This is a genomic window from Phenylobacterium sp., assembly GCF_041920015.1.
Taxonomy (GTDB): Bacteria; Pseudomonadota; Alphaproteobacteria; order Caulobacterales; family Caulobacteraceae; genus Phenylobacterium.
Window position 1 is genome coordinate 1 of record NZ_JAYRST010000087.1, and the last position, 12,261, is coordinate 12,261.

Here is a 12,261-nt window from a genome sequence, read left to right on the forward strand (position 1 = left end):
GCACTATTGGGCCTATGTCAGCCATTTCGTGCACGCGCCGTTCTACGTCTACGCCTACGCCTTCGGCGACCTGCTGGTGCGCAGCCTGATGGAGAAGCGCCGCGAGGACCCGGCCGCCTTCGCCCCGCTCTACGAGGACCTGCTGGCGGCCGGCGGCACCCGGACCTATGTCGAGGCGCTGAAGCCGTTTGGCCTCAATCCGCGCGAAAAGGCCTTCTGGGCCGCCGGGATGAGCCAGCTCGAGCGGCTGGTCGACGAGTTCGACGAGCTGGTCTGAGGCGCCGAGCGCTTTTCTCTCCGATTGTGTCTTGCGTTCCGCGGCGTCGGCCCTTGTCGTGTCGGGAATGGAAGAACGCGCCTGCCGCCTCGACGCGGCCCGCCGCAAAAGAACGGGAGGGAGTCGATGCACTATCGCGAGCTGAAGCAGGCGTGGGCGGAACTGACGGCGCCGGGCGCGCCCTTCGAGGTGGTCGAGATTCCCGTTCGCGGCGCCACGATGCGCACGTTCAAGGCTGCGCCGCCGTCGGTGCGCGAACTCTGGCTTTCGACCGCCCCGTACGCTGAGCGCGACTATCTCGTCTATCAGGACGACCGGCTGACCTATGGCCAGGCCCACGCCCAGGTGAACGCCATCGCCGCCTGGCTGTTCGCGCAAGGGGTCGCGCCGGGCGATCGTGTGGCCATCGCCATGCGCAACTATCCCGAATGGATGCTGATCTACTGGGCCTGTCTGTCGGTCGGCGTCGCCGCCGTCGGCATGAACGCCTGGTGGGTGGTCGACGAGATGGAGTACGCGCTCAAGGACTCCGCGCCCAAGGTCCTGTTCGCCGACGCCGAGCGGCTGGCCCGGGTCAAGGAACGCCCGTCCATGGTCGACGGAATCCAGGTGGTGGCGGTGCGCACCGATCCGCCGGCCGGCGCCATCGCCTATGCCGAGGTGATCGCCGGGGGCGGGGAGATGCCGCAGGTCAGCGTGGACCCGGACGCGGACGCCTGCATCTTCTACACCTCGGGCACGACCGGATTTCCCAAGGGCGCGCAACTGACCCACCGGGGCTGCATCCACAACCTGATGAACATGGGCTTTTCCGGCCAGGTCCAGGCGCTGGCCACCGCGCGGGCGACCGGGGTTCCGATCGATCCCAACGTCGCTCCGCCGGTTCCGGTGGCCCTGATCACCACGCCGCTGTTCCACGTCACGGCCAACAATTGCGGCGCCTATGCGGTCACCGCCGCCGGCGGCAAGATGGTCCTGATGTACCGCTGGGACGCGGGCGAGGCCCTGCGCCTGATCGAGGCCGAAAAGGTGACGGCGATGAGCGGCGTGCCGACCATGGCGCGCGAACTGATCAGCCATCCCGATTTCGCGGCCGCCGACACCTCCAGCCTGCTGACCCTGGGCGGCGGCGGGGCGCAACTGCCGCCGGACCTGGTGGGCAAGATCGACGGGGCGGTGAAGACCGCGCGGCCGAACACCGGCTATGGCATGACCGAGACCTGCGGGATCATCACCGCGATCTCCGCCGACTTCTTCGTCGACAAGCCCGACAGTTGCGGCCCGGCCATGCCCAGCTTCGAGGCCAAATGCGTGGACGACGACGGGAACGCCGTCGAGGCTGGCCAGCTCGGCGAGCTGTGGGTCAAGGGCGCGCCGGTCATCAAGGGCTATATCAACCGCCCCGAGGCGACGGCCGAGGCCATCACCGACGGCTGGCTGCACACCGGCGACGTCGCCCGCATCGACGAGGACGGCTTCATCTTCATCGTCGACCGCAAGAAGGACATGGTGCTGCGCGGCGGCGAGAACGTCTATTGCGCCGAGGTGGAGGCCGGCATCTTCCGCCATCCGGCGGTGGCCGAGGTCACGGTGTTCGGCGTGCCGGACGAGCGGCTGGGTGAGGAAGTGGGCGCCGCGGTGGTGCTGCGGCCCGGTGAGATCGTCACGCCGGGCGACCTGCGCTCGCATCTCGGCGAGCTGATGGCCAAGCACAAGATCCCGCGTTACCTGTGGTTCATGCCCGACCCGTTGCCGCGCAACGCCAGCGGAAAGTTCCTCAAGCGCGAACTGCGTCAGACCCTGAAGCCGGAGGACGCGGCCTAAGACCGGCGGGGCGCGGCTGCGCCCCGCACGATCCGCAGATCAGCAGTCGCCGAGACGTTCGGCGGTGATCTTCATGGTGGTTTCCTTCATGGCCGGGGTCGGGGCCGGGTCCATGACGGTCTTGCCTTCGATGGTGTAGCGGTTGGCGAAGTCGCCGGAGATGCGCGTGTCGGTGGTGATCTTCATGCCGCCCTGGATCGCGCAGACCGAGTGGCCGACGATGTCGGCGCCTTCCTTGCGGTAGGATTGCTCGGAGCAGGTGACGCCGGCCTGCTGGCGGGCGGCCTCCATCTCCTTGAAGCTGGTCTTGGCGACGCAGGTCTCCACCGTGACGGGCTTGGGCGCGGCGGAAAGCTCGGTGGTCAGCTTCCACTTGCCGGGGGTCGGGCCTTCCAGGTCGCCGGCGGCGATCTCGGTCCCGCCCGCGGCCGGGGCGGCGGCGGTGGTCGTAGCGGCGTCGGTCTTGGCGGCTTCCTCCTTCTTGGAGCAGGCGGCGGCCAGAACGGCGACGAGGGCAAGGCTCAGGGCGATACGCATGGATGTCCTCCAGATGTTGTCCCGACCACCATAGGGCGCATCGGCGAAGCGGGAACGCACGAAGCGGGACAATGGCGCCACGAAAATGCACGCCGGTCCACGACCGGCTCGGCGGATCGGCGCTTGCCATTTTTCAAACGCCCGTTCATCAGCATCGGGCGATGTCCGACGATCTGACCGAAGTCCAGGCCGCCGTCGTTCCCGACGGCTTTGTCATCAACCTCTGGCAGCGCGGCTTCGGCCGCACGGTCGGCCCGTTCTATTCCAGGCGCGACGAGGCCACGAGAGACGAGGTGATGGCTTTTCGCGTGGAGGAGCACCACGCCAACGGCATGGGCAATTGCCACGGCGGCATGCTGATGAGCTTCGCCGACATGGCCTGGGGCCGGGTGATTTCCAACAAGCGCGAGATCGGATGGGTGACGGTGCGGTTGACCACCGATTTCCTGTCAGGCGCGCATATGGGCGAGTGGATCGAAGGCTCCAGCGAGATCATCGCCGAACAGGACGACGTGTTCACCGTCCGCGGCCGGATCTGGTGCGCCGAGCGCACGCTGATCACCGGCACGGGCGTCTACAAGGGAATCCGCTCGATCCAGCGCAAGCCGGGCGAGCGGGAAGCGCGAGGGGGTGCGTAACATGGCGATTGACCCAGCCATCAAGGAAGGCGCGCCGGTCGGCTACTATGACGACGACCGGCCGGTTTCGAGCGAACCGGGCAGCCTGCCGCCGGAGGTCCAGGCGCCGCTGCTTCCGTTCCGCGGCCGCGAGCCGGACGCGCCGCAGTGGTTCGCCGACGCCGTCGCCCAGGCGCCCGAGCGCAGCTTCGTCACCTCCAAGGGCACCCAGATCGAGCTCCTGACCTGGGGCGAGGTCGGCAAGCCGGGCCTGTTGCTGGTGCACGGCAATTCGGCCCACGCCGACTGGTGGAGCTTCATCGCGCCCTATCTGGCCCAGGATCACCGCGTCGCCTCGATGTCCCTGGCCGGGATGGGGGCGTCGGACTGGCGCGAGACCTACGCCTTCCAGGACTTCGCCGAGGACGCCGAGGCCTGCGCGCGGGCGGCCGGGCTCTACGAGAACGGCCTGCCGGTCTATATCGGCCACTCGTTCGGCGGCTCGCAGGTGTTCTACGCCGCAGCCGCGCATCCCGAACGGATGAAGGCGGCCGTGCTGGTCGACGTGGGCTTCGGCGGGCCGCCGCCCGACAGCCCCGAGGGCAAGCGGATGGCCGAGGAGGACGCCAGACGGATCGCCAACATCCCGACCGGCGACCGCGCCCAGAAGGTCTATCCGACCATCGAGGCGGCGCTGGCCCGCTTCCGCTTCATGCCGCCGCAGGCGGCCGGCAACCTGTTCGTCGCCGACTTCATCGCTCGCCGCTCGCTCAAGCCGGTTCCGCTGGAGGACGGTTCGGGCATGGGTTGGTCCTGGCGGTTCGATCCGAACATGTGGAACAAGCTCGACCGGTCGGCGATGAACGCCATGATGACCGGCGGCAAGCCGAAGGTGGACGTGCCGCTGGCGCATATCTTCGGCGACCGTTCGGTGATCATGACCCGGCGGACGGAGGGGCAGGTCACGCCGCTGCCGGACGACATCCTGGAGATCGCGATCCCCGATTCGGCCCACCACATCATGGTCGACCAGCCGCTGGCCCTGGTGGCGGCGCTGCGGGCGCTGCTGAAGGTCTGGCCGCAATGAGGGACGGGGCGACTTGGCGCCCGCGCGAGGTTCGTGTAGTCCGACCCCAACAGATTTCTTGGCTTTAAGAGAAAGACGCCACCGCTATGGCCTCCGAATACCACCGCGGCGAGATGGATATCCACGAGCAGGCCTCGACCTATCACCTGTTCGTCATGCTGACGAAGTGGGGCTCGCTGGTTACCGCGTCCCTGCTGGTGTTCCTGGTGCTGGTGTTCTGCACGCCGACCAGCTTCATCGGCGCCCTGGCGGTGGGCGTGGTGATGTCGGTCCTCGGCTTCGTGGTGTTGAGGGACAAGGGCGGCGACGCCCACTGACGCCTTTCGCCTGTCGAGCTTTGAAGGCGGGCGCCGGACGGGCCCCGCCTTTTTTGCTGGTCGCAGTTCTTTTCACAGAGCGCTGAATTTTTCTGGATTGAGGCGGCGCCCGCCAGCGGCGAACAGCGTGGCCGTCGAGACCGTCCGACGGTCGGCTTGAGAATCGCGGCGCAGCCGCCGATTAAACAAATGTTTGAACGCCGCGGCGCGCGGCTGGACAACGGCTTGCGGCGGCTTCTATGGTCGCCTTGAGTTTTGTCAAAAGAGGGGGGCTCTGGGGCGCATGACAGTCATCGCCGTCACCAAGGAACGCCGCGGCGGGGAGACGCGCGTCGCCGCGACCCCCGAGACGGTGAAGAAGCTCATAGGAGCCGGCTTCTCGGTCGTGGTGGAAGCCGGGTCCGGAACCGCCGCCTCCTATCCCGACGCCGACTACGAGGCGGCCGGGGCGAGCATCGCCAAGAGCGTGCAGGACGCGGTCGGCGGCGCCGACATCCTCTTCAAGGTGCGTGCGCCCGTCGACGAAGAGATCGCGGCGCTGAAGGCCGGCGCCATCGTGGCGGCCACTCTCAACCCCTATGTCGAAAAGGACGCCCTGAAGGCGCTGGCCGACAAGGGCGCGACCGCCTTCGCCATGGAGTTCGTGCCGCGGATCACCCGCGCCCAGGTGATGGACGTGCTGTCCTCGCAGGCCAATCTGGCCGGCTATCGGGCGGTGATCGAAGGCGCCGAGGCCTATGGCAAGGCGCTGCCGATGATGATGACCGCGGCCGGCACGGTCGCCGCGGCCAAGGTGTTCGTGATGGGCGTGGGCGTGGCGGGGCTGCAGGCCATCGCCACGGCGCGCCGCCTGGGGGCGGTGGTCACCGCCACCGATGTGCGCCCGGCCACCAAGGAGCAGGTCGAGAGCCTGGGCGCCAAGTTCATCGCGGTCGAGGACGAGGAGTTCAAGAACGCCCAGACCGCCGGCGGCTACGCCAAGGAGATGAGCGCCGAATACCAGGCCAAGCAGGCCGAACTGATCAGCGGCCACATCGGCAAGCAGGACATCGTCATCACCACGGCGCTGATCCCCGGCCGTCCGGCGCCCAAGCTGGTCAGCGCCGCCCAGGTCGCCTCCATGCGGCCGGGCTCGGTCATCGTCGACCTGGCCATCGAGCAAGGCGGCAACGTCGAGGGCGCGAAGCTAGGCGAGGTCGCCGTGACCGCAAACGGGGTGAAGATCCTGGGCGTTCCCAACCTGCCCGGCCGCATCGCCGCCGACGCCAGCGCGCTCTACGCCCGCAACCTCTTCGCCTTCGCCGGGCTCTTCCTCGACAAGGAGGGCAAGTTCGCCCCCGACTACGAGGACGAGATCCTGAAGGCCGCGCTCGTCACCCAAGGCGGCGCGGTCGTCCATCCCAACCTGACCGCCTGATCGGAGGGCCATCCATGGAAGCTGTCGATCCCACCGTCTTCCGCCTGGCGATCTTCGTCCTGGCGATCTTCGTCGGCTATTACGTCGTCTGGAGCGTGACGCCGGCCCTGCACACCCCGCTGATGGCGGTGACCAACGCGATTTCGTCGGTGATCATCGTCGGCGCCCTACTGGCCGCCGCGGCCGGCGGCGGCTCGGGCGAGCCCCTGACCGGAAGCATCCTGATCTCCAAGGGGGCGGGCGCCGTCGCCGCGGCCTTTGCGGCGGTCAACATCTTCGGCGGCTTCCTTGTCACCCAGCGAATGCTGGCGATGTACAAGAAGAAGCAGAAGTAAGCCGGGATTGGGGGGACAGACATGAACGCCAATCTCGCCGCTATCGCCTATCTCGTTTCGGGCGTGCTCTTCATCCTGGCCCTGCGGGGCCTGTCGTCGCCGACCACTAGCCAGGCGGGCAACCGCAACGGCATGATCGGCATGGCCATCGCCGTCGGCACCGCCCTCTTGACCCTGTTCGGACAGGGCAAGCTGGACGTCCTGACGCTGGGGCTGATCCTGGGCGGCGTGGCCGTCGGGGGCGCGATCGGGGCGGTGATCGCCCGCAAGGTCGCCATGACCTCGATGCCGCAACTGGTCGCCGCCTTCCACAGTCTGGTCGGCATGGCCGCCTGCCTGGTGGCGGTCGCCGCCATCCACACCCCGGCGGCCTACGGCATCGCCACGCCGGACGGCCACGTGCACCTGAACTCGCTGATCGAGCTCAGCCTGGGTCTGGCCATCGGCGCCATCACCTTCACCGGCTCGGTGATCGCCTTCGCCAAGCTGAACGGCAACATGTCGGGCGCGCCGATCCTGTTGCCGGCCCGCCACCTGCTGAACGTCGTCATCGCCCTGGCCATCGTCGGCCTGATCGTGGTGCTGGTGATGAGCGGCGGCCAGGCGCTGTGGGCCTTCTGGGCGATCTTCGGGCTCAGCCTGCTGATCGGCGTCACCCTGATCATCCCGATCGGCGGGGCCGACATGCCGGTCGTGGTGTCGATGCTGAACTCCTATTCGGGATGGGCGGCGGCGGCCCTGGGCTTCACCCTGGAAAACGTCACCCTGATCATCACCGGGGCCCTGGTCGGCTCGTCCGGCGCCATCCTCAGCTACATCATGTGCAAGGGGATGAACCGCAGCTTCATCTCGGTGATCCTGGGCGGCTTCGGCGCCGACGACAGCGCCGCGGCGGCTGGCGGCGGCAAGGTCGAGACCCGGCCGGTCAAGCAGGGCAGCGCCGATGACGCGGCCTTCATCATGAAGAACGCCAGCAAGGTGATCATCGTGCCCGGCTACGGCATGGCGGTCAGCCAGGCCCAGCACGCCCTGCGCGAAATGGCCGACAAGCTGAAGGAAGAGGGTGTGGAGGTGAAGTACGCCATCCACCCCGTCGCCGGACGCATGCCGGGCCACATGAACGTGCTGCTGGCCGAAGCCAACGTGCCCTATGACGAAGTGTTCGAGCTGGAGGACATCAACTCCGAATTCTCGACCGCCGACGTCGCCTTCGTGATCGGGGCCAACGACGTCACCAACCCGGCGGCCAAGACCGATCCGAGCTCGGCTATCTTCGGCATGCCGATCCTCGACGTCGAAAAGGCTCGGACGGTGCTGTTCGTGAAGCGCGGCATGTCCTCGGGCTATGCCGGGGTCGAGAACGAGCTGTTCTTCCGCGACAACACCATGATGCTGTTCGGGGACGCCAAGAAGATGGTCGAAGGGATCCTCAAGGGCCTCTGATCGTCGAGCTCGGACGCCTTGCGGAGGAGGGGCGCGCCTGCCGGGCGCGCCCCTTTTTTACGTCAGAGGCGCGGCCTGCCGAACGCGCGGTCGGCCAGGGCGCCGGCGGCGAGGACGCCGATCACGGCGGCGACCATGAACCAGGCCGGGTGCGGGATGGTGGTCATGTTGAAGACCGCCAGGGCCAGGATGACCAGGGTGACGATGCGTCCGGCCCAGGCGCGGCGGCCAGCGACGATGTCGGCCGTGGAGGCGCCGGCCAGGGTCCCGAAGATCCAGGCCAGCAGCACCGCGATCTTGGCCGGAAAGGGGATCTTGCTCATCACCGTGGAGAGCTGGGCCGGGTCAGTCAGGTTCACGCCCGGCGGCGGCGGGAAGATGGTGTGACCGGCGCCTTCGATGACGCCGATGACGATGACGCCGACGATGACGCCGAGCACGACGCCCAAGATTGTCCGCAGCATGCAGGTCGCCCTCTCTGGATCGGCGGGCAACCTCGACTAGATTGGGATGATGCTCAAGGTGCGCAGATGAATGCGGGCGGATTTCACCCCTCCCGCGGGGCTTTGGTCGATATCGGCGGGCGGCGGCTGCGTGTCGTGGCTGAGGGGCCCCAGGGCGATGCGCCGCTGGTGATGCTGGAATGCGGCGCGTTCGGCTGCGCGGCCGACTGGGCGGTGGTGCAGGCGCGGCTGGCGGCGCAGGGGCTGCGGAGCCTGGCCTATGACCGTGCGGGGCTGGGCTACTCCGACCCCGGTCCCGCGCCGCGCGACGGGCGGGCGATCGCCGAGGATCTGGAAGCCCTGCTGGGCCGTCTGGGCGAGCACGGGCCGCTTATCTATGTCGGTCACTCGATGGCGGGGCTGATGGCGCGGGTGTTCGTGCCGCGCAACGCCGAGCGCGTGCTGGGCGTGGTGCTGGTCGATGCGGTCACGCCGGAGATGATCCAGGTGCGTCGGACGGCGGCGGGCATCCACGCCTATCGCGGGGCGATGAAGGTGGTCGGAGCCTGGGCCTCGGCCGGCTTCATGCGGCCCGTCTCTCTGGTGATCGGCGACCTGATCGGGCTGGAGGGCGAGGCGAGGGCCGAGAAGCGCCGCATCTACGGCTCGGCGGCGCATACCCGCTGGGCCGCCCAGGAGGTGCAGGCCTGGCCGGCGACCTCGGCCCTGGGGCGCGAGGCGGGCGGCTTTCCGGCGGACCTGCCGGTGGCGGTGGTGACGGCCGGCGATGCGCGGACAGGCGCAAGGCTGAAGGCGTTGCAGGTGGTTCCGGCCCAGCGGTCGCGCCGCGGCTATGTCGATCACGTGAAGGGCGCCAATCACGCCAGCCTTCTGGGCAAGGGCTTCGCCGATCCGATTGTGCGCGGCGTCGAGCACGTGCTGGCCCAGGTGGGACGTTAGCGCCGCCCGAACAATCGTTCGATATCGGCCAGTTTCAGCTCCACATAGGTCGGGCGGCCATGGTTGCACTGGCCCGAATGGGGCGTGGCCTCCATCTGGCGCAGGAGGGCGTTCATCTCCGGCGCGGTCAGGCGGCGGCCGGCGCGGACCGAGCCGTGGCAGGCCATGGTGCCGCAGACCTCGGCGAGCCGCTCCTTGAGGGCCAGAGCCTGGCCGTTCTCGGAAAGGTCGTCGGCGATGTCGCGGATCAGGCCGGCGACGTCGGTCTCGCCCAGCAGGGCCGGGGTCTCGCGTACCAGCACCGCGCCGGGACCGAAGGATTCGACCACCAGGCCCAGGGCCTCCAGTTCGTCGGCGCGGGCGACCACGCGCTCGGCCTCGGCGGGATCGAGCTCGACCACCTCGGGCAACAGCAGGGCCTGGCGGGTGACACCACCGCCGTCCATCTGCACCTTCATCTGTTCGTAGACGAGGCGTTCGTGGGCGGCGTGCTGGTCGACGATGACCACCCCGTCGCGGGTCTGGGCGACGATATAGGTCTCGTGCACCTGGGCGCGGGCGGCGCCGAGCGGAAAGTCGACCGGATCGAAGACCACGCTGGGCGCAGGCGGCTCCTGCACGCCCGGCGCGGCGTATGGCGAGGCTGGCGGCCAGTCGGAGATCGGCTCGGCGCGCGCGGAGACTTCGGTGAGGCCGGGCAGATTCGGGGCCGCGGCGGCGATGGCCGGCGCCCAGCCGCCGGCCTGCCAGGCCGAGAAGCCCTGGGCCGCAGGTCCCGGCGGTGGATAGCTGGGCTGTGGCGACCAGCCGGGCCGCAGATGGGCCAGGGTGTCGCTGGCGACCGTGGTGGCGGCCCGGTGGCCCGCGCCGGCCAGGGCGTGGCGCAGGCCGCCGACGATCAGGCCGCGCACCAGGGCCGGGTCGCGGAAGCGCACCTCGGCCTTGGCCGGATGGACGTTGACGTCGACCAGCGACGGATCGAGGTCGAGATAGAGCGCCACCAGCGGATGGCGGTCCCTGGCCAGGAAGTCGGCATAGGCGCCGCGTAGGGCGCCTTGCAGCAGGCGGTCGCGCACCGGCCGGCCGTTCACGAACAGGTACTGGTGGGCGCTGTTGCCGCGGTTGAAGGTCGGCAGGCCCGCAAAGCCCGTCAGGCGCACCCCCTCGCGCTGGTGGTCGATCTCCAGGGCGTTTTCGGAGAACTCCCGGCCCATGATGGCCGAGAGCCTTGCCAGCCGCCCCTCCGGCCCCTGGCTTTCGGCCGGCAGGCGCAGGGTGCGGCGGCCGTCGAGGTCCAGGGCGAAGGACACCGCCTCGTGAGCCATGGCCTGGCGCTTGATCTCGTCGGCGATGGCCAGGGCCTCGGCCCGCTCGGACTTCATGAACTTCAGCCGCGCGGGCGTGGCGTAGAAGAGGTCGCGCACCTCCACCCGCGCGCCGTGCGGGCCGGGGAAGCCCGCAGGCGTGACCGGACCGACCTGGCCGCCCTCGACGAGGATGGCGTGGGCGTCGGCCGCGCCCCTGGCCCGCGAGGAGATCGCCAGCCGCGCGACCGAACCGATGGAGGGCAGGGCCTCGCCGCGGAAACCGAGGGTGTGGATGTGCAGCAGGTCGTAGTCGCCGGCGTCGTCGGGCGCGAGCTTGGAGGTGGCGTGCCGCTCGATGGCTAGCGCCAGCTCCTCGGCCGAGAGGCCGCAACCGTCGTCGGCCACCAGGATGCGGGTCAGCCCGCCCCCATCGGCCTGGACCTCGACGGAACTTGCGCCGGCGTCCAGGGCGTTCTCCACCAGTTCCTTGATGGCGCTGGCGGGACGCTCGACCACCTCGCCGGCGGCGATGCGGTTCACGGTCTCTGGAGGCAGGCGGCGTATGGGCATGGTCACCCTTCGGTTAGCTCGCCACTATATGGCGATTCCGGGGAGCGAGGTTCGGAAGGTGCGCATGAACCGCTGCAAATCCCTGATGATCGCCGTCGTGCTGGCTTTGGCTGCGGCGCCTGCGGGCGCGCAGGTCCCGCCGGCTTCGGCGCCGGCCGGGCTGGCCGATCCCGATGCGGCCCTGGTCGAGGAACTGGTGGTTACGGCGCGCCTGCCTGGGCCGGCCTGGTGGCGCGTATCGGACGGCGATTCGACCGTCTATGTCCTGGGCGCGCCGAGCCTCGCCCCCAAGCGCCAGCAGTGGGATCGGCTGCAGTTCGAGCGGCGGCTGGAAGGTGCGAATCTCGTCATCCTGCCGCTCAGCACCTTGAAGGTGACGCTGGCCGGCGCGCCGGGAGCGGCGCTGAGCTATCTGAGGTTGAAGTCCGGCGAACCGTTCGAGGCGCGGCTGTCGGGAACCGAGCGGGCGCGGTTCGTGGCGGCGCGGACCAGGGTCGGCATGCCGGCGGACCACTACAAGACCAGCCATCCACTGGCGGCGGGCCTGATCCTGATCGGCGACTATCGTGAGAAGGAGAACCTGACCACGACCGATCCGTCCAAGCTGATCAAGCTGCTGGCGGGGCAGGCGAAGGTGAAGGTGTTGCAGCGGTCCTACGACGTCGGCCCGCTGCTGCGGGCGGTGGCGAAGACCAGCGAGGCGGCGGGCGAGGCTTGCCTGGGCGAGGTGATGGACGAGATCGAGGCTGGGCCCGGGCGTACGCGGGCGGCTTCGCGCGCCTGGGCCGAGGGCGACGTCGCCGGCGCCCTGGACGCCGAGCGCAGCTACGAGCGCTGCATCGCCGTCACGCCGGGAGCGGCCGCGTTCGACGCGCGGGTGAAGGCGGACATGGCCAAGGACATCGAGACCGCGCTGAAGACGCCGGGCCACGCCATCGCCGTCGCGCCGCTGCGAACCCTGCTCTCGCAAGGCGGCGTGCTCGATCGCCTGCGGGCCAAGGGCTACGAGATCAAGACGCCGGGGGATTTGGAGTAGGCGGAGGATCGAATTGCTCCCCCGCTGGGGGAGCTGTCAGCGAAGCTGACTGAGGGGGATTTCTGACTCGGCGGGCCCCCTCCGTCTCGGC

General features: G+C 69.2%; 12 protein-coding genes and 1 pseudogene. 10 read left to right on the top strand and 3 right to left on the bottom strand.

What is annotated here, in order from left to right; all coding sequences use genetic code 11:
* Both ACE3TL_RS14525 and ACE3TL_RS14530 read left to right on the top strand, forming a co-directional pair.
* Positions 1-277 (top strand): annotated as a pseudogene (locus ACE3TL_RS14525) (oligoendopeptidase F); the annotation flags it as partial.
* A 126-nt stretch (positions 278-403) separates the two neighbouring features.
* On the top strand, positions 404-2,101 hold the full coding sequence (locus ACE3TL_RS14530) for a class I adenylate-forming enzyme family protein (RefSeq protein WP_374579394.1): 1,698 nt from the start codon (positions 404-406) through the stop codon (positions 2,099-2,101).
* Positions 2,102-2,140: 39 nt separating this feature from the next.
* On the opposite strand, the gene ACE3TL_RS14535 is transcribed toward ACE3TL_RS14530, so the two are convergent.
* Entirely contained in the window at positions 2,141-2,638 is a 498-nt protein-coding gene (locus tag ACE3TL_RS14535; protein WP_374579395.1) for a DUF3617 domain-containing protein, read from the bottom strand.
* 161 nt (positions 2,639-2,799) lie between these two features.
* On the opposite strand from ACE3TL_RS14535, the gene ACE3TL_RS14540 reads away from it, so the two are divergent.
* The 6 genes from ACE3TL_RS14540 to ACE3TL_RS14565 all read left to right on the top strand — a co-directional run bounded on the left by ACE3TL_RS14540 (position 2,800) and on the right by ACE3TL_RS14565 (position 7,854).
* On the top strand, positions 2,800-3,276 hold the full coding sequence (locus tag ACE3TL_RS14540) for a PaaI family thioesterase (protein WP_374579396.1): 477 nt from the start codon (positions 2,800-2,802) through the stop codon (positions 3,274-3,276).
* 1 nt (position 3,277) lies between these two features.
* Positions 3,278-4,342 carry an alpha/beta fold hydrolase gene (locus ACE3TL_RS14545; RefSeq protein WP_374579397.1) on the top strand — a complete coding sequence of 355 codons (1,065 nt, stop codon included), beginning with the start codon at positions 3,278-3,280 and terminating at the stop codon, positions 4,340-4,342.
* Positions 4,343-4,428: 86 nt separating this feature from the next.
* A complete protein-coding gene (locus tag ACE3TL_RS14550) occupies positions 4,429-4,659 on the top strand; it encodes an aa3-type cytochrome c oxidase subunit IV (RefSeq protein WP_374579398.1) in 231 nt (76 codons plus the stop codon).
* Positions 4,660-4,942: 283 nt separating this feature from the next.
* Positions 4,943-6,076, top strand: a complete 1,134-nt coding sequence (locus ACE3TL_RS14555) for a Re/Si-specific NAD(P)(+) transhydrogenase subunit alpha (protein ID WP_374579399.1) — start codon at positions 4,943-4,945, stop codon at positions 6,074-6,076.
* A 14-nt stretch (positions 6,077-6,090) separates the two neighbouring features.
* Positions 6,091-6,411, top strand: a complete 321-nt coding sequence (locus ACE3TL_RS14560) for a proton-translocating transhydrogenase family protein (RefSeq protein ID WP_374579400.1) — start codon at positions 6,091-6,093, stop codon at positions 6,409-6,411.
* A 21-nt stretch (positions 6,412-6,432) separates the two neighbouring features.
* Positions 6,433-7,854 (top strand): NAD(P)(+) transhydrogenase (Re/Si-specific) subunit beta, encoded by a 1,422-nt coding sequence (locus tag ACE3TL_RS14565; protein WP_374579401.1) that lies wholly within the window; start codon positions 6,433-6,435, stop codon positions 7,852-7,854.
* A 62-nt stretch (positions 7,855-7,916) separates the two neighbouring features.
* Here ACE3TL_RS14565 and ACE3TL_RS14570 read toward each other — a convergent pair whose 3' ends face one another.
* Positions 7,917-8,318, bottom strand: coding sequence for a hypothetical protein (locus tag ACE3TL_RS14570; RefSeq protein WP_374579402.1), 402 nt, complete (start codon positions 8,316-8,318; stop codon positions 7,917-7,919).
* A 135-nt stretch (positions 8,319-8,453) separates the two neighbouring features.
* On the opposite strand from ACE3TL_RS14570, the gene ACE3TL_RS14575 reads away from it, so the two are divergent.
* Complete coding sequence (locus ACE3TL_RS14575; RefSeq protein WP_374579403.1) at positions 8,454-9,257, top strand: alpha/beta fold hydrolase; 804 nt, start codon at positions 8,454-8,456, stop codon at positions 9,255-9,257.
* On the opposite strand, the gene mutL is transcribed toward ACE3TL_RS14575, so the two are convergent.
* Positions 9,254-11,134 (bottom strand): DNA mismatch repair endonuclease MutL, encoded by a 1,881-nt coding sequence (gene mutL, locus ACE3TL_RS14580; RefSeq protein WP_374579404.1) that lies wholly within the window; start codon positions 11,132-11,134, stop codon positions 9,254-9,256. The genes ACE3TL_RS14575 and mutL overlap by 4 nt on opposite strands.
* 64 nt (positions 11,135-11,198) lie before the next feature.
* On the opposite strand from mutL, the gene ACE3TL_RS14585 reads away from it, so the two are divergent.
* Positions 11,199-12,170, top strand: coding sequence for a TraB/GumN family protein (locus ACE3TL_RS14585; RefSeq protein ID WP_374579405.1), 972 nt, complete (start codon positions 11,199-11,201; stop codon positions 12,168-12,170).
* The last annotated feature ends 91 nt before the right edge of the window (positions 12,171-12,261 follow it).

Excerpts from the sequence above, each read along its gene's own strand:
- ACE3TL_RS14530 (WP_374579394.1), top strand. The coding sequence starts at position 404 with ATGCACTATCGCGAGCTGAAGCAGGCGTGGGCGGAACTGACGGCGCCG.
- ACE3TL_RS14535 (WP_374579395.1), bottom strand. The coding sequence starts at position 2,638 with ATGCGTATCGCCCTGAGCCTTGCCCTCGTCGCCGTTCTGGCCGCCGCC.
- ACE3TL_RS14540 (WP_374579396.1), top strand. The coding sequence starts at position 2,800 with ATGTCCGACGATCTGACCGAAGTCCAGGCCGCCGTCGTTCCCGACGGC.
- ACE3TL_RS14545 (WP_374579397.1), top strand. The coding sequence starts at position 3,278 with ATGGCGATTGACCCAGCCATCAAGGAAGGCGCGCCGGTCGGCTACTAT.
- ACE3TL_RS14550 (WP_374579398.1), top strand. The coding sequence starts at position 4,429 with ATGGCCTCCGAATACCACCGCGGCGAGATGGATATCCACGAGCAGGCC.
- ACE3TL_RS14555 (WP_374579399.1), top strand. The coding sequence starts at position 4,943 with ATGACAGTCATCGCCGTCACCAAGGAACGCCGCGGCGGGGAGACGCGC.
- ACE3TL_RS14560 (WP_374579400.1), top strand. The coding sequence starts at position 6,091 with ATGGAAGCTGTCGATCCCACCGTCTTCCGCCTGGCGATCTTCGTCCTG.
- ACE3TL_RS14565 (WP_374579401.1), top strand. The coding sequence starts at position 6,433 with ATGAACGCCAATCTCGCCGCTATCGCCTATCTCGTTTCGGGCGTGCTC.
- ACE3TL_RS14570 (WP_374579402.1), bottom strand. The coding sequence starts at position 8,318 with ATGCTGCGGACAATCTTGGGCGTCGTGCTCGGCGTCATCGTCGGCGTC.
- mutL (WP_374579404.1), bottom strand. The coding sequence starts at position 11,134 with ATGCCCATACGCCGCCTGCCTCCAGAGACCGTGAACCGCATCGCCGCC.
- ACE3TL_RS14585 (WP_374579405.1), top strand. The coding sequence starts at position 11,199 with ATGAACCGCTGCAAATCCCTGATGATCGCCGTCGTGCTGGCTTTGGCT.